Source organism: Rubripirellula tenax (assembly GCF_007860125.1).
GTDB lineage: Bacteria > Planctomycetota > Planctomycetia > Pirellulales > Pirellulaceae > Rubripirellula > Rubripirellula tenax.
This window is the reverse complement of record NZ_SJPW01000008.1, coordinates 321,791-345,496: the sequence shown is the minus strand read 5'-3', so window position 1 is coordinate 345,496 and position 23,706 is coordinate 321,791. Positions and strand designations below refer to the sequence as shown.

The following is a 23,706-nucleotide window of genomic DNA, read 5'->3' as shown; positions in this document are numbered from 1 at the left end:
AACCGGCACAACCCCAATCGTTGGAACGTGGAGTTGATGGGGGAAACGTTGCCGATCCAGATTCTTTTGGCTCAATGGCTACTGTTCGTTGAGCGACCAATCGTAGTTCATGTATCGAATTGACGACGTCCCTCGCGTCGCTGAATCTTTCGCCGGCCCGCTCGGAATCCACGGAGCGATACGTTTGAGGACCGCCGAGTCTCCGTCGCCAAAGTCTTGCCCGAACCAATCCATGATCGACGACAGCTCGAACGCGTTTGACCGATCGTCATAGCGCAAATTCATGGAAAGCGAAAAAAATCCACGCGCCGCCTCATCAAGTTGACCATCAAGGCGATCCGCCTCGTAAGCTTCGTCCAACAGTCGCGGGCAACCGATCGATGCACAAACGATTGCGAAGTGGATCCGGGGGTCGCCCATTGGCCGAAGTTTCTGGTGTTCGATCGCGTCTAGGGAGACTGTCGATCCGCCGACGTGCAACAACAGATCTTTCCAAATGTTGTAGCCAAACAACTTCGCCGTGTGATTTCGGATACTCGTCGTCGGGTACTCGCGAAGGATCCCACGAACGGTGACCGCGTTGTAAGCGTTGATCCAGAAAGCCAACGTCGCGTTCTTGGATGACTTCTGCGTCAATGATGCTGTCGACAATGTTGCCAGATAAGCGTCAAGTGAGCGGATGTCGCCGGCACTGGATTTCCAACCACGGTAGTCCACCCGCCCGAGTGGATTCACGAATTTCTTTAACAAACTCGTCCAAGCGGAATGATCCACGGCATCCATCGAGATCGAGGAATCGACCTTTTGGCCCACATATACTTTTGCCCCTGCCCGCGCGGATGCGTCGGTCCCGATCGAAAACGCAACAGCGGCCAGCAGCGGCAACATGACGGTGGTCAATGGTCTGTTTCGGTTTAGCATTTCCATTGTTCGCGAGAGCCTAAATTCAAGTCGTTGTCGGGCGAGGGCTGAAAATGCCCGTTCCGGCGCCAGATCCGCCGATCCACTTTCGTCGAAGTCGCGTTCCAATTGCGAATTGTGTGCCCGATAGAATGACGGGCCAATGCCCGATAAGATGAAGCCTTGTTTTGATGCTTCATTTTTGCGGGAAAGATTCGACACCGACTTTCAGAAGCCTTCGAAAACCTAATCACCCCCGACTCAGAGCCTACCGCCAATGTTGCAGGAAGCGTTCGAGATTTCTGGTTTGCTACGTCAAAACATCGAACGCGTCGTGCTGGGGAAACCCGACGTCGTTCAAATGTTGGTCATCGCGATGCTGGCGGGCGAACACGTTTTGCTAGAAGACGTCCCCGGCGTGGGCAAGACCCTGGCCGCGAAGGCGCTGGCCCATAGTATCCAAGGCAGTTTTTCGCGGCTTCAATTCACGCCGGATCTTCTGCCCAGCGATATCACTGGCAGCATGATCTATCGATCCGATACACGCGAGTTCGAGTTCAGCCCGGGACCGATCTTTGCGAACGTGATTTTGGCCGATGAGATCAATCGTGCTCCCCCTCGCACCCAATCTGCGCTGTTGGAAGCGATGAGCGAGGGACAAGTTTCCATCGACGGGAAAACTCACCCGCTGCCAAAGCCGTTCATCGTTGTTGCAACGCAAAACCCCTTCGAGTTCGAAGGAACCTATTCGTTGCCCGAGAGTCAACTCGACCGGTTCCTGTTGCGAACATCGATCGGGTATCCGGCGCGATCGGTCGAGCAGCAAGTGATGTTGACGCACCGCATGGGCGAGCCCGTTGATACACTCGACTCTGTGGTGGGAGTCGATGGGATCGCGCGTGCTCAGAACGAAGTCCGCAATGTACGGTTCGACGAGTCGTTAGTCGATTACTTGTTGGACATCGTCGAAGCGACGCGCGATCACGACGGATTCCAAGTTGGCGTGTCGACGCGTGGTGCACTCAGCTTTTACCGCGGATGTCAGGCGCGTGCCGTCACCGAACAACGAGACTACGTTACGCCCGATGATGTCAAAGCATTAGCCGTTCCGTCGCTGTCTCACCGCGTTCTTCCCGAAGGCGTTTTTCAGGGCGCTAGCCGCCAGGCAGTGGAAACCCAACTTGCCGACCTGCTTCAGCAAGTGCCCGTTCCGATGTGAGACGGCGGCAATCGAGGATCTGACGCAGCGGAATGTCCGTCACTAGGAATCGCATCACGTGAAAACGCATCGCAGCATCGAGCCCCGCCGTAAACACAGACTGACTCGTTTGGGATTCCATTTCCTGTTCGTCGGTTCCTTCGCGATGCTCGGCGGCGCACTGCGGGGATTCAATCTCTTGTTGGTCTTAGCGGGGCTGTTGGTCGGCACCCTGATCATGCAGTGGCGATGGTCCAAGCGATCCGTCGAGGCCGTCTCGGTTACCAGGCGATCACCGGAAGAAGCGTTTGTTGGCAAACCGTTTCGCGTCCGTTACATGCTTCGCAATCACAGTCGTTTGATGCCGGTTTGGATGATGCGGGTGGAAGATCGAGTGGAATCGGTCGATCATTCGTCGGTTGCCGTAGCGATTTGTGCCGCCCCCGTTATCTCGGCCAAACAGACCGTGGGGCCGCACTGTGACTTGCTGATTTCACGCCGGGGTCGATATCGCGTTGGTCCTATCACGCTGATGACCACTTTTCCTTTTTCGCTGTTTTGTTCGCAGCAAATTGTTGACGATCGTGAAGAGTTCCATGTCTTCCCAGAGATACTCACCTTGCGAACGGATTGGCGGCGGCTGCTGATCAGCAAATCGGGCGGCATGTCGACGACCGGTCGTCGGAGCGGCCCCAGCGAGGGTGATTTTTTTGGTCTGCGAGAATGGCAAACGGGCGATAGTCCCAAGTGGATCCATTGGCGGACGACGGCGCGGATGAACGAACCCGCCGTGCGTCAGTTTGAACAACAACGCCGCTTCGACACTTGCATCATGCTGGACGCCTTCCGATCAAGCACTGACGAACGGCTTCCGCTCGCGTCACCTGATTCCGAAACCGACGCTTTCGAGTTCGCGATCAGCTTTGCGGCAACGCTTATGATTCATTTGGTCGGTACACCGTCCAACCGTGTCGTCCTTGCGATCGCATCGAAAACATCCGAAGCAATCATCGGCGCCGGGTCCGTTGTGGGGAAACGTAAGATGTTGGAACTGTTGGCCGATGTCCAAGCGACGCGACAACCCGACCTACGAGAAGCCGCGAATCGTGCCTTGCGAATTGCGGGTGCCGCGCAAGACTTGGTCGTGATCAGCTCGCGGTCGCTAGCGGATGCGAGAATCGCCGACCCATTGTTGAACGAAACGATCGCACCCTGGACTCGGCGTAATGCGTTCCGCTGGATCAACACGCGCGACCGAGAAATACAGCGTTGGGCCATCCGCAAAGAATCGTCAAGCGTCGATGCGAACCATCCAGCCGATCAAGCAGCGGTCGAAGCAAATCAAGTTCGCGAAACTGCGACTTTGGAAATGGAGGCGTCGTCATGATCCCGAACGCAGACGCACAACGAATCGGATCTCGGCTCAAACTCTATTTTGCTTTATTGTCATGCTTGGGCGGACTCGTTTTGACTTCGGGCACGTCGGTGGAATCGATTTCGTATTTGGCCATCTTCTTTGCCGCCTTCGGTTACGTTTTCGTTGATTGGTTGGGACTGTTTGCGTTGCCGCCGATCGCTGCCTACGCGGCGATGGGTTTGGCTGCGCTGTATTGCGTTAGCGACTTCGTTGACCTTGACGCACCGGGGAACCACCAAATGGTAGCGGTTGCTCAGTTGCTGGTCTTTGTGCAGGGCATATTGATGATGCAGCGCAAGACGAGGCGTATCCTTGAGCAGTTAGGCGTCTTTTGTCTGCTGCAGTTGATTGTCGCGGCCGTTTTCAACAACGCGATCAACTTTGGATTGATCCTTGTTCCCATTAGCATCATCGGTGCCTGGGCGCTAACTTCGTTGGCGGCGCTTTCCGCTTCGGAAGGTGTGCTGTCGGGGATCGGCATCGAAGATGATGACGGTCACCGCCCGCGAAGTCGCGATGATTCGACGTCTGTGATTTCGATTGTTGCATCTCAATCGTCGGGCGCGTTGGCAAAGACATCGCTTCGCTTGCCTCGGTTTACGATCATGACGGTGGCTCCGGCGGTGTTGCTGGTCGGTACGATCTTCTTCTACGCGCTGCCGCGAACGACCGAAGCCGCGCGAGGAAACAATCCGGGCCAAGCTCTGGTGGGCTTCAGCGATGAATTGCGGCTGGAACAGATCGGCGAAATGATGCAAAGCAGTCAAATAGCGTTGCGTGTTTGGCTGACGAATCGTGCTACCGGCGGGCCCTACATCGTTGACGACGGACTCTATTTAAGGGGACGCGTGCTCGAGCGATACGCTCCTCAAAAGGATACTGCGGTCTGGCACAACCTCAATGAAGCGACGGTGAACCACCAAAAAGATCTGCCGCTGGAATTCGTGCCTCGTCGCAGCACCGATGATAACTTCTACGATGTGGTGGAAGCCAAAATCGTCAGCGAGGCATCTCGCAGCGATGCACTGTTCGCGATTCCACCCTATCACCGTGTGCGGTCCGAGCCCGAAATTGAACATTGTTCTGATCGATGGACCATCGGCCGCTTGGCGAAGACTAGCTGGAACCATCCCCGAATTTCTTATGAATGGGGTACGCACGCGTTTCGTCGTGGCACCCAGTCTGATTTGGTTGCCCAGGTTTCAAGTGTGCGTGTTAATCCCGACGCGTTCGATCGATCCGAAAATCGATCGAAACAGCGATTGTCCAGCGAAGTAATTGCGTCCTATGGCGATGCGTTGCGTCTGCGCACGGATGAAGAACGCCGTCACGAAAACTACGTCAAGGCACTGTTAAAGTTTGACCGCGACGCCATGGCGGAGACCGCAAGGTTAGCCGAAATGCTTGCCGACTCTGTTTCTGGGCGACGCAAAAACGACTATCAAATTGCAAAGGCAATGGAATCGCATTTGGCGTCATCGGGCGAGTTTGGTTACACGCTAAAACTAGATGCGGATCGTTATCCGGGTATGGACCCGACCGAGCAGTTCGTGTTGATCGACAAAAAAGGCCATTGCCAGTTCTTCGCGTCGGCGCTGGTCATGATGTTGCGCAGTCAAGGCATCCCCTCGCGAATCGTTGTCGGTTACCACACCGACGAGTACAACGAAATCGGTAACAATTACGTCGCCCGTCAATTGCATGCACACGCTTGGGTCGAGGCGCTGATCAATCGTGACCAACTCGATCGCAATCGAAACGTCTACGGACAACCCGAGGCCGGCGCGTATTGGTTGCGGCTCGATCCAACGCCGGGTACGGGGCGGATGGACGAGCGGGCCGGCGGAGTCGGCGAGGTTTTCGATCTGGCGCAAAACATGTGGGACGACTACGTCGTCGATATGGACGGCACACGGCAAGAAAAGGCGTTCCTAGGAAACAGCGGTATCAATCCGATGCACCGTTCGTACGTTAAATTTGTCGAGAAGCTAGGCAACATCGTTCGTCGTGTCCGGGCCGGTGAACTCGGCGGCGGCTCTTTGGCCGGACGAAGCCTCTTTTCTTGGCCTGCGGCGGTGTTGGGCGTTGGGCTGACGCTGCTGGCTGTTGTCCTGTTCCGAATGCCTACGCCCGTCTGGCTACGCGGTGAACGCTCAGAACAGACTTCAGATGACGTCGCCGAACCGAAAATAGCGTTTTACAGCCAAACACTCTCGCAATTATCGCGAACGGGAATTCGTCGCGTGGCATCCCAAACGCCATCCGAATTAGCCAGCGACGCGACGACACGGCTCCAGCATCCGCAGGTGCCATCGATTGGTGGTCCCCTGGCCGTGCTGACCGAGGCTTTCTATCGGCACCGGTTTGGCCAGATCCCAGACCTTGAAATCGCAACCAAATCGGGGCATGATCAAAGTGACGCGGGACAAGACGTCCAAGACGCTCTTCATCAACTGACGCAAAGTGTAGACCTCATGATCATCGGCCAGAACGCCGCGGAGCGGAAAGCGTGATAGTAACGATCGACGGCCCCGCTGGTGCTGGCAAAAGCAGCATTGCCCGGCAAGTTGCGGACGAACTCGGGTTCGAATTCCTAGACACCGGCGCGATGTACCGCGCAATCACCCTGGGTGCAATTCGTCGCCAGATCGAGTTCGACGATATCGACGGCTTGATTCAATATGCTCGGCTAGCGAGATTGCGGTGGGAAGAATGTCGCGTTTATCTCGACGACGTCGATGTGACCGATGACATTCGAACTCCGACAGTGACGGCCGCGATTGGGCGCATCGCCGACATCGCCGAAATCCGATCGCTGTTGTCGATGCAGCAACGGAAAATCGCGGAAGGCCGTGATATCGTGACCGAGGGACGTGACCAAGGATCGGAAGTCTTCCCAGACGCCGAATGCAAGATTTTTCTAACCGCTTCGCCGACGGAGCGAGCTATTCGCCGTCATCAACAACTTGCCGAGGCAGGGCGTCACATGGCGATCGAAGATGTCGTCGCAGCACAGAAGCGACGTGACTTTGAAGACGAAAATCGCCCAGTCGGCGCCCTGCGAGCTGCCGACGACGCGATTTTGCTGCACAGCGACGGAATGTCGCCCGACGAAGTTTTGCGTCGCGCGATTGAGATCATCCGCGCGACGACGGAAACCGCCCAGATCAGAAGAACTGATTCAACGTTACGCTAACTTCGCTGACGATCCATTTGAACGTTCCTTGAATACGATCCGACGTTCCCAATCGATCACCAAGTCCGGGCAGCGACATGAGCGAAAACAGGAACAAGACGAAACCGCCAAACGCAACTGCGGAATAGGTCGGGTCTTCGTACCGGCGTCCGCCAATGGATGAAAGCAGCGACTTTTTCGTCGGAGTCGGTCGAGTCAGATCGCGAAGCCGTCGCAGCCCAAGTTGTACGGTTCCATCGGGCGAATTGAACATCCACTGGGGATGGACTTCGACGCGAGTACCGTCGTGTTGAAGCACCCAGGGTCGACCGACTTTCAGCTTAGATGCGTGCTTGGCGGAAACCAAAATGGTGAAGCCGTCGATCGAAGTCTCTTGGACTTGCGCCGGAAAATTGCGTCGGCCAACGCGAACAATCGCTTGACCTTGTTCGGACGAGACGGGGCAACGGAAGAAACCGGTATCGGTTTCCTTCGTCGCTTCGGGGGCGTGATTCATCGTTTAGAGACTCCGCTAACGATAGAGGCGGATGGGCGTAGATGCAAAGAAAAGAGTCGCAGTGCTGGCCACCTATCCCCCGAGATGTGACCTGCAACTGAAAGATACCCGACGATCGCCCTCTAGGTCGGAAACTTTACTCGATCAGAAAGGTTTCCCCGTTTTCGCAAAGGTTTTTCGTCACTCTGCAACGATTGTTCGACTTCGCCCGCTCGTAGGGTCAGAGCGTCATCGTTTCAAACGAAACAGCTACGATTTAGGCCGCACAAAGGACAAAAAGTAGTTTTCTTTGAAGCCTTCCACAGCGATTTCTTCGACAAACTGGAACCCCGCCGCTTCAATCTCTGATTTGAATTCGGGCTTTCCGGCACGGACGTGCCCCATCGTCCAGGGACGTGAAACGCCCTCAATTCGCTCGAAATCGATGACATAGAGTCGGCCGCCCGGACGCAGTGCCCGCTTGATGGAACGCAGCGACTCGACGGGGAATTCAAAGTGGTGGTAAACGTCGCACACGAATGCAACGTCGATCGAATCCGGCGGCAACCGAACATCATCCTGTCCCGACAGCATTGCCGTCACGTTTCCGAGCGACTTCAGTTCGGCAATCCGCTCCACTCGCTCAACAAATTTCGTCACAATATCCAGAGCAAAGACCCAGCCGCGCGGTCCCACAGCATCCGAAAACGGTTCAACGAATATCCCGGTTCCTGTTCCCACGTCGGCAATCCGCTCGCCCGTAACCAAGTTCATTTTCCGAACGATTTCTTCTCGGCAAGAAAAGATTTCGCGACTTTCCACTTCGAATTTCTCTACCCACTCGCTGACATTCAAATCGGGGTCCAGGAAAGGAGCGTTGATTCCCGCCTTAAGGCTGCCACCGGGCTCGGTCTGCGCAGAGCATTCGAACGTAGCCAAAAACATCAAAACTAAGCAAAAAGAGATTCGTTTCATCGTTTCGTTTTTCACCAGCTGCATCAAGGAAATAAGAATCAACATCGATTTTGGTCGAAAGTTCTGATACGGACAATCAGTTACCGAACGTCGCTTCATCGGTAATTTGAATGTACCCCATCCGCCAAAGTGTACCCATGTCGACTCAACGTACCACGCAAGACCGAGAGATCGACCAGCATGGGCGGACTGCGCCCGACCGTGGACGCACGTACGTTCTCTTGCTTTTGGGTGTGTCCGTGGTTCTCCAGGTCGGATGCGGCCGTGCACAGCATCAGGAAGCGAGTACCCAAATTGCACCCGGTGACGCAGTCGCCGCACCGAACGAGAATTTCCACCACGACGCATCCACGCCGCGGTTGGACAGTTCTGTCAGCCAACAACCGCCCTCGCAACGGTCAACCGATCCTTCGTTCGAAGTCTTTCACGAAGACGCCATCACAGCTCCGCCAACCACGATGTTGTCGCCTGCGCGCACAACCGCGATGCAGAAAACCAACAACGGGCCCGTGACCGAAACACTTCCGATGCAGCGGGAGTCCCAGCAGATTCCCGATATGCCCCCGGCCATTGATGACAGTCGCGATGCGTCCTACACGACGGTCGAAGTGTTCTACGCCACCGATCGTGCGCGCGGTGCGATGCCTCTGTCGGCTTATGAAGTCACCGGCCAGAAACAAATGTTTGTCGTCTTCAGCTTCGCTTCCGTCTTAATCTTGATGGGAGCGCTTGCATGTTGGTTGCGTGGCAATTCGAAACAAACGGTCTTTGCCATCTTTACCGGACTTGCGACGGGTTGTGGTGCGGCGGCCATCTTGATGTCGGGACAAGCGAACATCGAAAAGCACGGCGTCACGTACACCAGCGACCGTGGCATCCTTTCTCGCGGGATCTGCGAAGTCACGGTGCCTCGGTCACACGCAAAGGGTGTTGTCGAGCGGCCGAATCTGTTTCGATTCGAATTTCGCGAGAACCAAGACAAACACATCGTCATGACGTCCGCGGTTGAGCTAACGCAAAGCGACTTCTCGAGTCGATTGGCCCATCGGATCGCTGGATCACCCCAACAAGACGCCTTGGTGTTCATTCACGGATACAACGTTGACTTCGAGTCAGCGATTCAGCGTACCGCTCAAGTGTCCGTCGATTTGCCATTCGAAGGAGTGCCGATCTGCTATACGTGGCCGAGCCAAGGGTCGCTTCTTGGTTACACGATCGATGAAAATAACTCGGAATGGACGATCACTCACTTACGAGAGTTCTTGTTGGAATTGGCTCGCGACAGTGGTGCTTCGTCCATCAACGTGATCGCACACAGTATGGGCAATCGTGCCATGGTCGCTGCGATGAGCCAGATCCAATCGCAAGCCGATCCCAGTGCCGCACGTCCGTTCGACCGATTGGTGATGGCTGCGCCGGATGTTGACGCCGATCGGTTCGTCCGCGATTTTGCATCACCGCTAGCCGCCATCGCAAATCACGTCACGCTTTACGCGTCATCCGACGATCAAGCGTTGGTCGCGTCGAAACAGGTCCATGGTTACCCGCGGGCGGGCGACAGCGGCGTCGACATCGTTGTCGTCCCCGGTATTGAAACCGTTGATGTCAGCGGGATCGATTTGAGCATCCTTGGGCACAGCTACTATGGCGACAACGAAGCGATGTTGAGGGAACTGTATGGTGTTGTCCGAGAACGGAAATCGGCGCCACAACGCGCGTCGCTGATCACCCGCCGCACTGGAAACTTAATCTATTGGCAACTGGGCACCGATGTTCAAGCTCAGATGCCCATGGAAGTGCGGCGCTAGAGATAGATATGCCAAATTAGGTCATCGGAAGCGAAAACAGCCGTGATCTGGGATGTGACGTCGGTCACGGTACAATCGGGGCCGGAATCCCCATCGACCCATCGCACGGCATCGACCATTGAACCACGATCCATTTTCTGAACACGCTGCCCCGACCCAAGTTCCGTCGCCACGACCGGCCCCGACCGGTGGATCACCGTACCGCACCGCTTTGATACTCGGCATGCTGTTCCTTTTTGGAATCGTGCTGTGCGGCGGCATGTTGACGGCATTCTATTTTTCGTTGGACGTTCCACGTGGACCTTTGCCAGTTCCGGCGCGACCGGATTCTCGCCAGGATTCATTTCAAGCCGACGCCGATGCGTTCAACGAATCCCTGAACCGATGGACGCTCGCGCGGTGGGACAGTGACGACGAGAGTACCGGAGCCCGTTTCGATCAGAGTGTCGTTGATTTTGTCGAGCAATGCGTTCAGGCGGATCGCAACGGTGAACACATTCCGATGCACGAGGAAATGTTTCTTGATGCAGTCGAAGCAAGCCCCGACGGTTCGGGTAGCCTCAATTGGCTGGATCGCGTCTCGATTCAAAACGGTTTCGAAGACTACCGGCCCATCCCCAACGGCTTCGACAACCACTACCGAATCCTGGCAATACGTCCCGCAACGGGCTTATCGGTCGCTTCATCTGACACGGAACCTCGATTGGTATCAGTCGACCTGATGTTCTATTCGGCAAACAATCTGCCGGAGTCTCAACAGTGGTTTCTTGTCAACGTCGATGGACGGTGGCAAGTTTATGACTGGCAATCGCTTGATGACGGCCGGAGAACGTCGGACGAATACGCATCGTTTATTTCCGGATCCGAGAAACTATCCAGCGGATTTAACGAGATCATGGACCGCATCGAAGGAGCGAACCGCTTGTTTGATGACGGTGCCGAAGAACAAGCCTTCGCAAAGTTAAAGTCCTGTCACCGCGTCCAGACGTTGAAAGAAGACCGATCCACCGCGTTGCTTCAGATCGCGTATGCGTGGATCGAACTGGATCGCTACGACGAAGCCGTTGGACTGCTCGAATCCATTCATGATCCTGATCACATGTGGGGCGTTTGGCCGATGCTGACGCTCGGATATTTGGACGCCGATCAAGATGGAAAAGCTCTCGAAGCGGCTATGAAATCCAGTGCCCAATCGCCAAACCACCCGCGGTCACATTGGCTGATGTCGACGGTCCTGGCATCCCTTGGGCGTGACGACGAGGCCGCAGACGAAGCGGTGCTTGCGCTGCGGGGGTGTCCATTGGATATGGCCATCATCGATATGGTGATTGGAAACCGCCGCAAAGGAGATCTACCAACATTGCTTGATGCGATCGTGGCGAACGGGGACGATGCCTGGATGACCCTTGCTGATGCAATCACGTACGATTCGGTTTGGGCAAGCAATGTTGTGGCCGAAGTTTCGTTGCGTGAAAGCGTGAATGAGTCTGTTGTGGCGATCCTGAAAGCGAACGAGGCTTGGTCGCGACGGGACTATGACAAGTCGGCCGAGTGGTTTTTAGTTGCTCGGGACAAATCCGGTCCGGGATCCATTCACGATGTCGCGATCCAAGACCACTTGGACGCTCGAATCGAAAGCAATCGGTATCCGGAATTGTTTCGCGAAACCGACGATTTGCCGCAGACACTCGCTACGATCACGCAGTGGCTTTTTGGCGATGACTTCTATGGCGACTTGCAATCCTTGTCCGATGCGCTGCAATCCGACGCCGTTGACCTGCGGGTCGAGGAAAGTGAACGGGCGAGTCATTTTCGTGACGCTATCCAAGGCTACTGCCATCACGTTCTTGATCAGAACCCCCTGGCATTGCCCGAGCTGACGCGATTCGAAGTATGGAATCGGTCGCAATCGGATGAGCAAGCTGCGAACGTGACCCGAGCACTGCGGCGAGTGATTGTTGAAACGATGCTGGAAATGGGGCAGTCGGAAGCCGTCGCTGAAAAATTTCCGAACGACATCGATGTGCAATTGCAGATTGTTGAGTATTTACAGCGAGAGGAAGCTGCGACTTCCGAATCGTTTCTTGCGAAAACCATGGGCTTTTCGGATCCGGAAATCGCTTGGACACGCGAGATGCTGAAGGCGTTCATTGCGTTCAATGAAGTCCAAGTCGAAGCGGCCGACAATTCCTTTCGCGAGGCTTTGCGGATCGCGAAAACAATGGATACCGAACAGGACACGTCACTTCAGTCGACAACGCTCCGTGACCGCGCGCGAGCCATCGTTGCCAATCGAGTCGTGCCCAGCGAGATTCAGATTAACGATGGCGATCTTGCAGAACTGTCGCGAAGTGTGATCGCCGAAGCGTCAGCGTTGCTGGATTCGAAAACGGTACGGGCTTGGCTCCCACGAGCCCGATCGATCCAGGACGAGGGCCATCTCGCTGCGATCCGGGACAATGTCGCCCAACTGAGGATGTCGACCGGCCAATTTTCCGAAGCCGCCAAGGAATTGGCTGTTGCGGAAACCGCGATCGGGGACGTCGAGTCGCAACCACCTTGGATCGCCATCCAACGCAATCTGCGGCTTCAAGCGTTATTGGAATGCGAAGACTTCAAAGAAGCATCGAACGTCGTGCGTGATCGTCCCGTGGTCGACACCGGTTCGATCAAGCGATCCCTTTTCAATGCGGAAGATTCTCTGTCGGATCAAGCGCTCATCGCGCTCGCACTTCGCGACAACGAGCAACTTGTTTCACTGTTGAAAGACGTCGATCGCGAAGAAGTTTCTTCATGGTTGACGTCACCGACCCGTCGTCGATGGCTGGTAAGAGACGTTGAAGCGTTGCGATCGTCCATCATCGATACGTATCCGCTTTGGGTCACTTACTTTGTCGCGGAAAGCGAGGGCGTTCTTTGGATTCCGGCCGATCGACCACTGACGATCGAAATTTTGACGTCAACGTTTGAGCGTGAGTTAGGCGAGACAGTGGAAGCTCGCGACATTCCTCAGCCCACTGGCAAGCAAATTTCAACGGCTTGGTCCGTCACGTCCGAATCCGGACAGCACTTGCTGTTCGAAGTATCGATTCCGACGGTTCGCAGTTCAGCGCTTGCAATGCGGAATCGCGACGCGTTCCAAAAAGAGGCGAAGCAATTAAAAATTGCGATCATCGATCAACTTCCGATGGCGACGCGTCGGCTGTTTGAAGTTGCCGCAGCGTTTGCCATGGATGACGCCATCGCTTTTCGGTGGAACGACGAATCGCGAATTTGGTTCGGGCCTGATGTCGGCAAACGGCTAGCATGGGAAGACAGAGTCCCGGTCGATCATGATGTCGTCGCGGGCTTGATCCAATCGAAAGCCACCGATGAAGGCGACGACACGGAAAAATCGCTTGCGGACTGGACAGCTGAATTGGAGCGTGCAAAGGGGACGGTCCGAGTCACGATGACGGTTCACGTGGGTGATATCGCCGAATCGGTTCCAGCGGAACTCATCCGCGTCGAGACGGATGACTACGAAATGATCGTCAAAGCGACCGCCGATTCGATCATCCAGCCGTTGGTGTTGTCCGGTGTCGAATATTCCGTTTCACCGTCCAACGTTCAAGCTTTCAGGCAGGCGGATTGATCGGTTTGTATTTTGCCTAGGCAGTGTGGACGAACTTTTTGCGGTCGTTTGCGACGCGTTTGGCCACGCTTTTCGATTTTGATATACATCAAAGGACGAGCCTTCGAACGATTTTGCATAGGATTTAACTGATTTTTGCGTTCGGTACATGTTGGTACGGGGAATCGGCGATTCTGGTACAGAAAGCGTTTGCCCCAGCACTATCGGCGACATAGGTAACTGCAACAGGTACGGACATTTCCTCCGTCTTCCGCCGTCCTCCCCAGCAATCGCCACGCCTTCAATCGTTGGCAGAGAGAGCCATGCTCGACGCAGATTTGATTCGTGAATTCGCCGATCGTGCATGCGGGTACCTCTCCGATGTCCGAACGAACTTACAGCAGCTAGAAACGACCGAAGATCAAGTCAGCGGCGATCTTGTCGACTCGATTTATCAGTCCCTTCATAAAATTGTTTGCACAGCAGACAGCCTCGGGCTGGTTCAGATTTTTCAAGTTTCTCGCCGTCTCGAGAACCTTGTCGATAGCCTTCGACATCGAAGCCATATTTCGCTAGCGGTCCGCATCGAAGTGATATCGAAGACGACTGACCGTTTGAAAAGCCTGTTGCAGTCCATCGAGTCGAGCAACGACAGCAACAATCGCGAACTTTGTGAACAACTCGACGCATTGCTTTGCGGAATGGGTATCCGAACCGACGCGTTGGTAACGGATGATCCGCCGGCGACGACCGCATCAAACGAATCCCGACGACGCGGCGCCGTCCCACGCGCAAAGGCACCGACGACAGGGCCCGGTCCGTCGCAAACAAAAAAGCAAGCCGACGCTACCGAAATTTCGGCTGTTGAACGCATCGAAGCGAGTCTTGACGCGGCCCAGTCCGGCATCGAAGCAAGCCTAACCGACGACCTTGGCTTGAACGAAGGCGGAACCGAAAATCGTTAGAACCGGTACGGTCAAATGCCTTTCAACGATGCTGATGCCCTATCGAAGGATGGGATGGAGTGATCAGGGCGCCGACAACGATGACGACTAGACAATCGCACTCGCAATGAGTGCTTCGAAATTTTGATTTATCCGGTATGCGTAGGGGCAAACGTACCATGCAGGATCAGGGCACGGTGCGCGTCAGCCTAGACGAAATCAGTCTGGGAGCCACCTGTAGATTTGACATTTCCGACGAGCTGGGGATCTTGCTGCTGGGCAATGGTCGTCCGCTTACGGCGACGGTGCGCGACCAAATCCTCGAGCGCGGCGTGTCGTTTCTTGAAGTTCATCCCGACGACGCGAAATCGCTTCGCGGCGAAATGCCGAAAGGTGGTGCACCGCCAGTCGTCAGCAAGAAGTCGGTCGTCGATAAATCGGTGAAGTCGCGTGTGGTCGATCGTGCAAGCGAAGCGTACTCGCCCAAGCTTGCGGCGATGATGCGATCGAAAGTCAGCTCAGCGATCAATTTCGTTTCAGTTGTGGGTTCGCAGATCGATTGGGCCAGCATATGCGAATTGAAGTCGCTGCGCAAAATCCCGACCACGCTGATGGCGTTGGCCGAAGAAGACTCGGCGCTTGCGATCGTGACATCGGGTGAAGCACAGTCGCCCGACCCACTGGCGGACCGTTGCGTTCGAATGTCGGTCTTGGCGATTGGGACTGCTATCGAGTTGGGGATGACAGAAAACGAAGTGGTCCAGGCGGGAACGTCGGGACTTGTCCACGATTTTGGCCTCTACCGATTCCCGGCAAAATTTCGCGACCCGTCCTCAGTGATGAACGCCGACGAGGTGTGGCAGTACCGCCGACATCCGACCGTGACCGTTGATTTGATGGCAAACATGACCGTCATTTCCGACGAAACGCGATTGATCGCTCATCAAGTGCACGAGCGAGCGGATGGAACGGGCTATCCGCGCGGCATCCGAGGCACCATCATTCATCCGATTGCGAAGCTACTTAGCGTCGTCGACGCCTTTTTGTCATTGACTGGACCGGGGCCAGGGCGGCTCAGCTTCTCGCAACACGATGCAATGGTATTCCTGCTTCGACAGTGTGGTCGAGGAGTGTTTGATTCCACGGTCATGCGCGCATTCCTAAATCAGTTGACGCTTTACCCGATCAGCAGTCGCGTTGAGCTTGATGACGGTTCCATCGCAACGGTCGTTCGACGTCACGACAGTTCGTACGCAACGCCCGTGATTCAAACTGTCGGCGCCGACGCACCACCGTTTCCGATTAGCGACACCGAGCGGACCATCGTCAACACTGTTGTGCAGGAAGGTAAAGAGATCCGCATGACGAATGAAATGATGAACGCGATGGTACAAGCGGATTCGTCCAGCTTGTTTTGAGACGGCCGTTCAAAATGGAAGCGGTTAAAACTCGATGTTGGTATCCAAACCGTCGTCGTCGCCGTCGTCGTCCAAGTACAAATCTTCGTCGACATCATCGTCGTAGTCGTAGTCGGGTTCCTCACCCCGTTCGAGCAACTCGTCGGGCGGCGTCGAGCCGTCTTGGGGAAGCCAGCGGATCGTTTCGCGTGGTGGATCCGAAAGTGCATCAAAGCACTCCATCGCCTTCCAACTGATTTCGCCGGGACCGTCGGCAGTATCGCCGTCCTCGACGCCGTCGTCCGCCCGCATCATGTACAACGAAGCACTGCGCAGAAAAGTTTCCACATCACCGGCTTCGAATTTTTCGGCATCGTAAACAGCTTCCAGATCGGGCAGATCGAACTGTGCATTGCCGACCGTGTCCATCAACGACCATTGTTCGGTGGCATGGAACAAACGCACGTTGGTCCACATTTCCAGAGGCGGAACCTCCTGGTTCCAAGCGTGATTGAGGCCGCGTCGTAGACCATTTTCGTCCAGCAGGACTTCACCACCCGGGTTGAAGTAACAGATCGCATCTTCATCCTCCAGCAGCGTCGTGACGGCGCGTGTGATGAACGACAATTCGTCCAGCGGATCATAGTCATCTGGGATCAACGGCATATCGTCGTCGTCGTCCACGGGATCCTCGGCCCCAAGGACATAGCTGATCAGCAATCGAATGTGCGCGGTGTGTTCTTTGACGATTGATTCGCCGTCTTCCCACTGCCAAGACTGCTCGGTCGACCGACGCAGGCAACCTGGAAAAGCAAGCGGCCCAAATTGGCCCAGCGACCAAGCCACAAACCGTTCGGGCGACTCATCGGGATCGCCCATGTCGTCGGGCCAAACGGTGTCTGATGGCGTGACCAACAGATGCCCGCCGACGTCGGCGCGGTAGTCATAGACCAAGGTTCGCGGTGCGTGGTCGTCCTCGATCGAATCGTGACGACCGACAAGCTGGAAGTCTTTCAGCCTTTCTTCCAAGCTGGCAATCGCGATGGGATTGCGCAGCAGGATGCACATTCCTTGCGTGAACAGACCCTTCGCCATCAACTTCCTCGCCAAACCAACTCGACAAACTTTGATCGATCAACTTACCGCAACGACCGTTCGTTCACGAGGGGATCAGCAACCGAAGCGGATGCCAGTATCACGATGTTTTCGGAGCGGAAGCCAAGCTTTGACGACGCGCTAGGCCGCTCGGCGAGTGGAAATACCGTCACTTGAAGGGATTTCAGACGGACCCGGTGGTTCCGACCGGCCTGTGAACTCGATTGAGATCACTTCGCGTTCAAAATCGCTGTTGGTATCGCGGTCATTGCTTTGCTTTGAATCAGAAACTTCGTTGCTGGGAAACGTCCAATCGAATCCGAGTAGTCGGCCCAGGCGAGTTTTCCGGGCGAAAACCTCGAAAGTCGCAAGACTCAACCCGATGGCAACAGCGCATGCGATCGACGCTTTTACCGCCGGCGCGAGCCCAGGGGTTAGCCATTTTAGATCGATGTGAACGATGCTCAGGATCGGATGGTGTACTAAATACACCCAGAAAGACGCCGCCGCTAAGTACTGGACTGCGACCATGTTTCGGCGTAGATAAGTGACCGCTAGGCCGATGACAGCGAGCGTCGATGCCAAGGCGGCGGAGGCCGTCATGACCGCCAATGTCAGATCGGCAAGTCCGCTAGCAACGGACAGGGGCGCCGCGGCAAATTCGGTATTCGTACCGGCAAGGTGCCATTGCCCCATTAGCACTGTCATTGCCGCCAATAAAGCGGCCGGAGCCGCCAGTCGCGGTGTGACCGACTTCAGCCACGCAAATTTCGGATCAACTCTCGCCAGTGCGACTCCGACGGCAAAGAACAGTCCGTGGTACAGCCATTTGCTCGGTACGGGAAAAAATGCGTGCTGAAATCCCCACACAACGTTTGGCCGAAACCACAGAACCGTCGCCGCAACAGTGATCCATGCGGCGACAAGGAAACACCGACGTGGAATCGCAGCGATTCGTTTCGCGGCATCCGAAACGGCAAGTCGGCTTCGCCAGGCGCTCGTTCGATCCAACCCAACGGCGCCGACACCCAAAACGATCATGTACGTGAACAAGTATTGAAGGAACCAAAGATGGCCCAGACCCCATAAATCGCGGTCGATCACCCCGTCAAATTTCAAGCTTCGCAGCTTCACCGGTGCCACCCAGCCTTCAATGACCCAGCCGAGAACCCAGCTGTAGAGGCTGAGCGGAAGAATGAAGCACACGCCAAAGGCGAGAGGTACCAGCAACCGCCGGGCTCGCGAAGAAACCAACGATTTCGGCGTGCCTCGCTTGAGTGATTGAAATGCGAAAAAACCGGCGACGACCAAGAAAATTGGCATGATCATCAGCTCGATCGACCAAAAAACAAAGTCGACCACGGGGCTCGACGCGTCTCGCATCGACCACGTCAAACCCGGCATCGAGTGCTTTAAGTACGGAGTTCCCGCATGCAACGCGACCACGGCAAGGGCGGCCCCGGCGCGAACGGCATCCAACCCGGCAAAAAACGACGTCGACGACCGGGGATCCCCGGCGGTGGTGCGAGATGAACATTCCATGATGTTGGGAACTATCAAAAACGTCGGAACGCTTGAAAGTCCATTTGGCCCGCTGGGCACGAAAAGGACGACGGGACGGGGAATCGATTGTAGGGCTTACCCGGCGACCATCGCCGCTGTGATGCAACTGCGACACGGCCACGACCGGGCCGTCATGTGTCCCCGGAACGCGCCAGAGTGTCTTTTTTACCGTGGTTACCGGGTTGAACCCCTGAATTTCATTGACGGCAAGGGCCCCGTTCGAGGATACTTAGGTTGTGAAAAAGTCTCTTCTCTGCCGGCCAATGATGCCAGCGCTTGTACTCACACCCCTTTCTCCATGGTGGAATGCCCATGAGTCCTCGAACGACCTCGAATTCCCACGTTGGTCCTTCAGCCGCAGTCCGATCCGATGAACACGCCCATGATCGGCTGAACTGGGTGCTGATGACATCCGTGGTTTTTGTTGTGGCGGCGCTGTGTTCGTCGCGCGTTTTCGCACAAGCTGGCGAAAAGTACGACACCATTGCGATGCACCAGGCTTTGACCGAACCGGTCATCAAACAGGTCGAGTCCGCCGCGAAATCTTACGCGTCCAACGGCAGCGGCAACCCCCGTATGGTGACGGCGTACTACACGCTTTACGTTCCGGCGATGCTGACGGCTCCCGACTCGGTCAAAGAGATGCCGAAGATCGTTTCCGATGTTTCGGGGTACATTGCGCGAGCGGCACGATCGAACCGGGCTGAGATCAGCCAGAAGATCACAGTTGATGCATTCAACGGCTTGAAGAGAGTTGCCGAGGGAAACTACCTACCGGCGGGCCGAATCAGTGCAATTCTTCTGATGTCACGGTTGGATCAGAAACAAGCCGAAAGTGCAACCAAGACGCCGCCGGTTCCCTACTTGGCCGCGCTGCCGGTGTTCATGTCAATTTATTCGAACGAGAAGAATCCAGACGGCGTGCGGGCAGCGGCGTTGCAGGGTATCCATCGCCAGGTCACGCTCGGCTTTCCCGCCATTCCGCCAGACGTGCGTGGCAAGATCGCGGGCGAGATGACGACGCTGCTTGACGGCGAACCACCAATGTTCCGCACCGACGATGTTCATGCGTTTCTTCAGCGATATGCCGTTGATATTCTCAGCACGTTTCGTGCGGCCAATGATGCGACGCTTGGAACCAAACTGATCAGCATCAGTACGGCCGAGAAGTCATCGGACATGATCGCGATGCACTCGGTTGCACGAATCGGCGAAATCGGGCCGTCGATGAAAGGCGCCGCCGTCAACCACGAGAAAGTGCTGGCCAGCTGGGCGCGTCGGATCAGGGAATCTTTCAAAGACGAAGTCGAACGGCTGGAAGCTCTCGAGCGTTTGCCACAAGCTACCAAGCAGCCGCGAAAACCAGGCGACCTTGTCAACAAAGCCGTCAAGACGACGATCCGTCCCGGAATGCGCGGCATGGGAGGCGGCGATTACGGAATGGAAGATATGGATATGGGAATGGAGAGCTACGGCGGCCCTGAGATGGGAATGGATATGGAAATGGGATACGACGACATGGACATGATGGGAATGGACATGATGGGAATGGGAATGGGAATGGGCACGATGCTCCCCAAAGCAAAGCCTCAGCCTCCCGAAGTTTTGGCATCACGTCGTAAGCTCAATTTTATGCTGCAACAACTCCACCAAGGCGTGACCGGTCAAGGTGTCGCAGGCTTGCCAACTCGCAACGTCGGCGGTTTGTTGTCATCTGCTGACGCGAATCAGAAGGCTGTCATCGAAGCGTGGGTCACGTCGATGCAAGAGGTCGTTGACGGCTTGAACGATGAAATGCTGGACGATCGCACGAAGTATATCGAAGGACTCGAAGTCCAGGCCGAAGCCCTGCGTTTGATCGCAGGAGACCCCGTCGATGAGGAAGCCATCTTTGGAGCCGACGACAAGGTAGCCGGTGCAGCACCCGGTGCAGCACCCGGTGCAGCCCAACCGATGGGTGACGCCGACGCAGCGCCCGCTGCAGTACCTGGCGCCGCGGCGCCGGCTGCCGCGGCCGAAGCAAAGCCCGCGGGCGAAGAAGAGTTCGAGTTCTAATCTACACTCTTCACAGACCGCAGCCGAACGGATCTCAATCAACGCAAAAGGCTGGACTCCTTCCAAAGAGAGTCCAGCCTTTTTTTATGCACACGCCAACGGATTGCGTCCGCCGGAAGCTATTCCTTTACAGCGGCAAAGTCACCAGCGATTGCGATCACCAACCTGTCCGGGTTGATGTACTTTTGAATCGCCGCGTTAACGCTGTCAACCGTTGCATCACTGATCTGTTGATCGTGCTTGGCGTAGTATGCCATCGTACGGTCGTTGAACATCGTGCTTAACAGTTCGCCCGCCAACGACGCATCGGCAACGCGTCTAACTCGAGCAGCCTGCAAGTACGAAACTTTGGCTTTTTCGAGCTCATCAGCCGTGACGCCGTCCGTCCGGATTCGGTCGATCTCTTCGCGAATGACTTTGGAGAGTCGATCCTTGTTTTGCGGATTTGTGATCGCGTACAGGGTAAAGTCAACTCGATCGTCTTTCGTTCGCGCACTCAACCCGCTCCGAATGCCATACGACAAACCTTCTTGTTGCCGTACGCGATCGCCGAGCCGACTGCTCAGAGATCCGCCACCAAGGATGAAATTCCCCAGCACCAGTGCGGCATACTCGGGATCGTCGTCATGCAACTGGTATTGCTGGCTGCTGTAGTAAAATGCATTCGCTTTGTCGGGCGTTTCGATCAAATCGGTCGAACCGGGAATGTCGGTGTGTGGATCACGATCCACACGTTCGTAAGCCATGTCGGTCGCCCAATCTGCCAGTTCAGCTTTGAAAAGCGATTTGACTTCATCAGCATCGAAGTCGCCCACGACGGACAGTTCGCCGGCCTGATTGCTGAAGAACTTGGCATGCAGATCCTTCAGTTCTTCAATCGTGACAGCGTTATACATCGCGATCTCTTCCTCGACCGACATCACGTACCGGATGTCATCGGGGCCATATGGCGACAACGACTTCTGGACACTTCGCGGCGCAAGAGCTTGCGGTTCGGTCGTGCTCTTTTGCAAACTCGCCACGATTTGGCGTTTCAACACATCCAATTCGTCACCGTCTAGCCGTGGACGACGAACGATATCACCAATCAGCCCGATCACTTCGGGCAACGATTCTCGTTTCGTCTTGACCGTCATTTGCATCAAACCGACGGTCGTATTCATCGACAATTCGGCTCGCAAACGCGTCAATTCATCCTGCAGCGCGGTGTAGTCCAGGTTTTGGGTACCGCGGTTCATTACCAATCCAAGCAACTCGACAGCACCGAGACGATCTTTCAACGTTTCGCCAGTACCAAACCGAAGCGTCAGCATCAACGATACGGTTGCTCCGCGTGTTTTCTTAGGCAAAATCGCGTATTGAATGCCGCTGATCAGGTTGCCGCGTTCGGTACGTGCTTCGATGGCTTCGGGCGACGGATCAAACTGTTCTCCGGCCGCCATCGCTTCGCGTCCCTTGTAGTCGTTCAAGACCGTCTTCAAGTCGGGAGCTTCCGGGATCTCGATTCGCTCAGATGTTTCGCTGGGAATGAACAATCCCACCGTGCGGTTGTTGCGAACGAAGTACTTTTCGGCAACGGCTTGGACTTGTTCCAACGTCAACGATTCGACCATGTCACGGAACATGAAATACAGTCGCCAATCGCCCTGCGCAGCCCAATCGCTCAGCGCGATTGCGACCTTATCCGAGTCACCCGCCGCCAACTCACGTTGCTTCAAAATTTGTTGAACCGCGCGGTCCAGTTCTTGTTGGGTAATGGGGTCTTTCTTCAGCGATTCTTCCATGAGCTCGATCAAGGTCGATCGAGCAGCCTCCACCGATTTTTCGACAGGGACCTCTGCCAATGTCATGAAAAGGCCTGGTTCCGTGAACGCGTATGCCAACGCGTAGACGTTGGACGCGATTTCTGTTTCGACCATGTTCTTGTACAAACGCCCACTCGGTTCGTCGCCAAAGACATAAACCAACGCTTTTGCGGCGGCAAAGTCGGGGTGGCTGCTGGCCGGAATGTGATAGGCGGCGCCAGCCAATTGGATCTCGCCGACGCGGCGCAACAACACCGTTCGTTCGCCATCCTGAGCCGGTTCGGTCGTGTAGGTGGCATCGATCGGCGTATCGGGTTTCTTGAGCGCACCGAAATACTGATCGACGTATTTCAAGGCCTCGTCTGGATCAAATTTGCCCGCGAGGGTGACCATCACATTGTCCGGGCGATAAAATTTGCGGTAAAAACGCCGCAAATTGACGACTGGCACGCGTTCGATGTCGCTGCGATTGCCGATCGTCGATCGACCGTAGTTGTGCCAATCATATGCCGCCGATTGCATCCGCTGCATCAGGACTCGGATCGGCGAATTCTCGCCGCTCTCGAATTCGTTGCGGACGACGGTCATTTCCTTCTCGAGGTCTTCACCCTTGATGAAACTGTTGACCAATCGATCGGCTTCCAAGCGGATCGCGAACTCAAGATTATCACCCGTGGCGGGCAGCGTTTCGTAGTAGTTGGTGCGGTCCATCCAAGTGGTGCCATTCATCGAGTTCCCAGCACCGCGTTCCTTCAAAACCTTTGGAATATCGGGATGCATCGGAGTGCCCTTGAACAGCATGTGTTCCAATAGGTGGGCCATGCCGGCTTCGCCGTACCCTTCGTGACGCGAACCGACGAAAATCGTCATGTTCACGGTCACAACTTCTTTACTCTCGTCCGGGAACAACAAAATCCGCGTTCCATTGTCGAGTCGATATTCCGAGATCCCTTCGATCTCGGTAATTTTTTCGACGCCGGGCATTCTCTTACTCGCAACGCCATCCATGGGGGCTTCCTGGGTTTGAACTTTTGCTGGTTTTTCGTCAGTCGCGGTGATGGGCTCGTCAGCCCGCATGACTTGTGCGGTTAAAAAACAAATCGCCACGCAAGCCAACGACACAGACGTGCCTCGCGCTTTCGTGAAATACGTCGGGTCCGGTTGATAGTGATCCATGGCCACGGCCATACTCCTTAGGTGATAGACAAACTTGATCGATCAGACACGGATTGTACCCTTGTCGATCCGAACGGATAACAGCCCGC

Annotated in this window: 15 protein-coding genes; 9 read left to right on the top strand and 6 right to left on the bottom strand. The window is 55.5% G+C overall.

Features of this window, described 5'->3' with window-relative positions; genetic code table 11:
* Positions 1 to 78: 78 nt before the first annotated feature.
* Positions 79 to 921: a DUF547 domain-containing protein gene (locus tag Poly51_RS27315; RefSeq protein ID WP_146462110.1), complete on the bottom strand. Its 843-nt coding sequence runs from the start codon at positions 919 to 921 to the stop codon at positions 79 to 81.
* Positions 922 to 1,222: 301 nt separating this feature from the next.
* On the opposite strand from Poly51_RS27315, the gene Poly51_RS27310 reads away from it, so the two are divergent.
* From Poly51_RS27310 to cmk, 4 genes are read left to right on the top strand one after another with little or no spacing between them, the layout of a single operon-like run.
* Entirely contained in the window at positions 1,223 to 2,119 is an 897-nt protein-coding gene (locus tag Poly51_RS27310) for an AAA family ATPase (RefSeq protein ID WP_146462217.1), read from the top strand.
* Between the two features lie 58 nt (positions 2,120 to 2,177).
* Positions 2,178 to 3,485 carry a DUF58 domain-containing protein gene (locus Poly51_RS27305; protein ID WP_146462108.1) on the top strand — a complete coding sequence of 436 codons (1,308 nt, stop codon included), beginning with the start codon at positions 2,178 to 2,180 and terminating at the stop codon, positions 3,483 to 3,485.
* Positions 3,482 to 6,028 (top strand): transglutaminase TgpA family protein, encoded by a 2,547-nt coding sequence (locus Poly51_RS27300; protein ID WP_146462106.1) that lies wholly within the window; start codon positions 3,482 to 3,484, stop codon positions 6,026 to 6,028. The genes Poly51_RS27305 and Poly51_RS27300 overlap by 4 nt, the downstream gene beginning before the upstream one ends.
* Positions 6,025 to 6,711, top strand: coding sequence for a (d)CMP kinase (cmk, locus tag Poly51_RS27295; protein ID WP_146462104.1), 687 nt, complete (start codon positions 6,025 to 6,027; stop codon positions 6,709 to 6,711). The genes Poly51_RS27300 and cmk overlap by 4 nt, the downstream gene beginning before the upstream one ends.
* On the opposite strand, the gene Poly51_RS27290 is transcribed toward cmk, so the two are convergent.
* The gene (locus Poly51_RS27290) at positions 6,683 to 7,207 is read right to left on the bottom strand and encodes a hypothetical protein (protein ID WP_146462102.1); all 525 of its coding nucleotides are present in this window, start codon (positions 7,205 to 7,207) and stop codon (positions 6,683 to 6,685) included. The genes cmk and Poly51_RS27290 overlap by 29 nt on opposite strands.
* A gap of 249 nt (positions 7,208 to 7,456) precedes the next feature.
* A complete protein-coding gene (locus Poly51_RS27285; RefSeq protein WP_146462100.1) occupies positions 7,457 to 8,161 on the bottom strand; it encodes a class I SAM-dependent methyltransferase in 705 nt (234 codons plus the stop codon).
* 137 nt (positions 8,162 to 8,298) lie between these two features.
* Between Poly51_RS27285 and Poly51_RS27280 the strand changes: the two genes are divergently transcribed.
* The 4 genes from Poly51_RS27280 to Poly51_RS27265 all read left to right on the top strand — a co-directional run bounded on the left by Poly51_RS27280 (position 8,299) and on the right by Poly51_RS27265 (position 15,944).
* The gene (locus Poly51_RS27280) at positions 8,299 to 9,969 is read left to right on the top strand and encodes an alpha/beta hydrolase (protein ID WP_186775852.1); all 1,671 of its coding nucleotides are present in this window, start codon (positions 8,299 to 8,301) and stop codon (positions 9,967 to 9,969) included.
* Positions 9,970 to 10,192: 223 nt separating this feature from the next.
* Positions 10,193 to 13,603 (top strand): tetratricopeptide repeat protein, encoded by a 3,411-nt coding sequence (locus Poly51_RS27275; protein ID WP_146462096.1) that lies wholly within the window; start codon positions 10,193 to 10,195, stop codon positions 13,601 to 13,603.
* A 302-nt stretch (positions 13,604 to 13,905) separates the two neighbouring features.
* Entirely contained in the window at positions 13,906 to 14,547 is a 642-nt protein-coding gene (locus Poly51_RS27270) for an Hpt domain-containing protein (RefSeq protein WP_146462094.1), read from the top strand.
* 137 nt (positions 14,548 to 14,684) lie between these two features.
* Entirely contained in the window at positions 14,685 to 15,944 is a 1,260-nt protein-coding gene (locus tag Poly51_RS27265) for an HD-GYP domain-containing protein (protein WP_146462093.1), read from the top strand.
* Positions 15,945 to 15,968: 24 nt separating this feature from the next.
* On the opposite strand, the gene Poly51_RS27260 is transcribed toward Poly51_RS27265, so the two are convergent.
* Both Poly51_RS27260 and Poly51_RS27255 read right to left on the bottom strand, forming a co-directional pair.
* On the bottom strand, positions 15,969 to 17,018 hold the full coding sequence (locus tag Poly51_RS27260; protein ID WP_146462091.1) for a DUF4261 domain-containing protein: 1,050 nt from the start codon (positions 17,016 to 17,018) through the stop codon (positions 15,969 to 15,971).
* Between the two features lie 141 nt (positions 17,019 to 17,159).
* Complete coding sequence (locus tag Poly51_RS27255) at positions 17,160 to 18,560, bottom strand: acyltransferase family protein (RefSeq protein WP_146462089.1); 1,401 nt, start codon at positions 18,558 to 18,560, stop codon at positions 17,160 to 17,162.
* 333 nt (positions 18,561 to 18,893) lie between these two features.
* On the opposite strand from Poly51_RS27255, the gene Poly51_RS30755 reads away from it, so the two are divergent.
* Positions 18,894 to 20,636 (top strand): hypothetical protein, encoded by a 1,743-nt coding sequence (locus tag Poly51_RS30755; protein ID WP_186775851.1) that lies wholly within the window; start codon positions 18,894 to 18,896, stop codon positions 20,634 to 20,636.
* A gap of 119 nt (positions 20,637 to 20,755) precedes the next feature.
* Here Poly51_RS30755 and Poly51_RS27245 read toward each other — a convergent pair whose 3' ends face one another.
* A complete protein-coding gene (locus Poly51_RS27245; protein WP_246114826.1) occupies positions 20,756 to 23,617 on the bottom strand; it encodes a M16 family metallopeptidase in 2,862 nt (953 codons plus the stop codon).
* Positions 23,618 to 23,706 lie beyond the last annotated feature (89 nt).

What these genes read in the sequence shown, in the direction of transcription:
- Poly51_RS27315 (WP_146462110.1), bottom strand. Translation starts at nt 921, where the DNA reads ATGCTAAACCGAAACAGACCATTGACCACCGTCATGTTGCCGCTGCTG.
- Poly51_RS27300 (WP_146462106.1), top strand. Translation starts at nt 3,482, where the DNA reads ATGATCCCGAACGCAGACGCACAACGAATCGGATCTCGGCTCAAACTC.
- Poly51_RS27290 (WP_146462102.1), bottom strand. Translation starts at nt 7,207, where the DNA reads ATGAATCACGCCCCCGAAGCGACGAAGGAAACCGATACCGGTTTCTTC.
- Poly51_RS27285 (WP_146462100.1), bottom strand. Translation starts at nt 8,161, where the DNA reads ATGAAACGAATCTCTTTTTGCTTAGTTTTGATGTTTTTGGCTACGTTC.
- Poly51_RS27280 (WP_186775852.1), top strand. Translation starts at nt 8,299, where the DNA reads ATGTCGACTCAACGTACCACGCAAGACCGAGAGATCGACCAGCATGGG.
- Poly51_RS27275 (WP_146462096.1), top strand. Translation starts at nt 10,193, where the DNA reads ATGCTGTTCCTTTTTGGAATCGTGCTGTGCGGCGGCATGTTGACGGCA.
- Poly51_RS27270 (WP_146462094.1), top strand. Translation starts at nt 13,906, where the DNA reads ATGCTCGACGCAGATTTGATTCGTGAATTCGCCGATCGTGCATGCGGG.
- Poly51_RS27265 (WP_146462093.1), top strand. Translation starts at nt 14,685, where the DNA reads ATGCGTAGGGGCAAACGTACCATGCAGGATCAGGGCACGGTGCGCGTC.
- Poly51_RS27260 (WP_146462091.1), bottom strand. Translation starts at nt 17,018, where the DNA reads ATGGCGAAGGGTCTGTTCACGCAAGGAATGTGCATCCTGCTGCGCAAT.
- Poly51_RS27255 (WP_146462089.1), bottom strand. Translation starts at nt 18,560, where the DNA reads ATGGAATGTTCATCTCGCACCACCGCCGGGGATCCCCGGTCGTCGACG.
- Poly51_RS30755 (WP_186775851.1), top strand. Translation starts at nt 18,894, where the DNA reads ATGAGTCCTCGAACGACCTCGAATTCCCACGTTGGTCCTTCAGCCGCA.
- Poly51_RS27245 (WP_246114826.1), bottom strand. Translation starts at nt 23,617, where the DNA reads ATGGATCACTATCAACCGGACCCGACGTATTTCACGAAAGCGCGAGGC.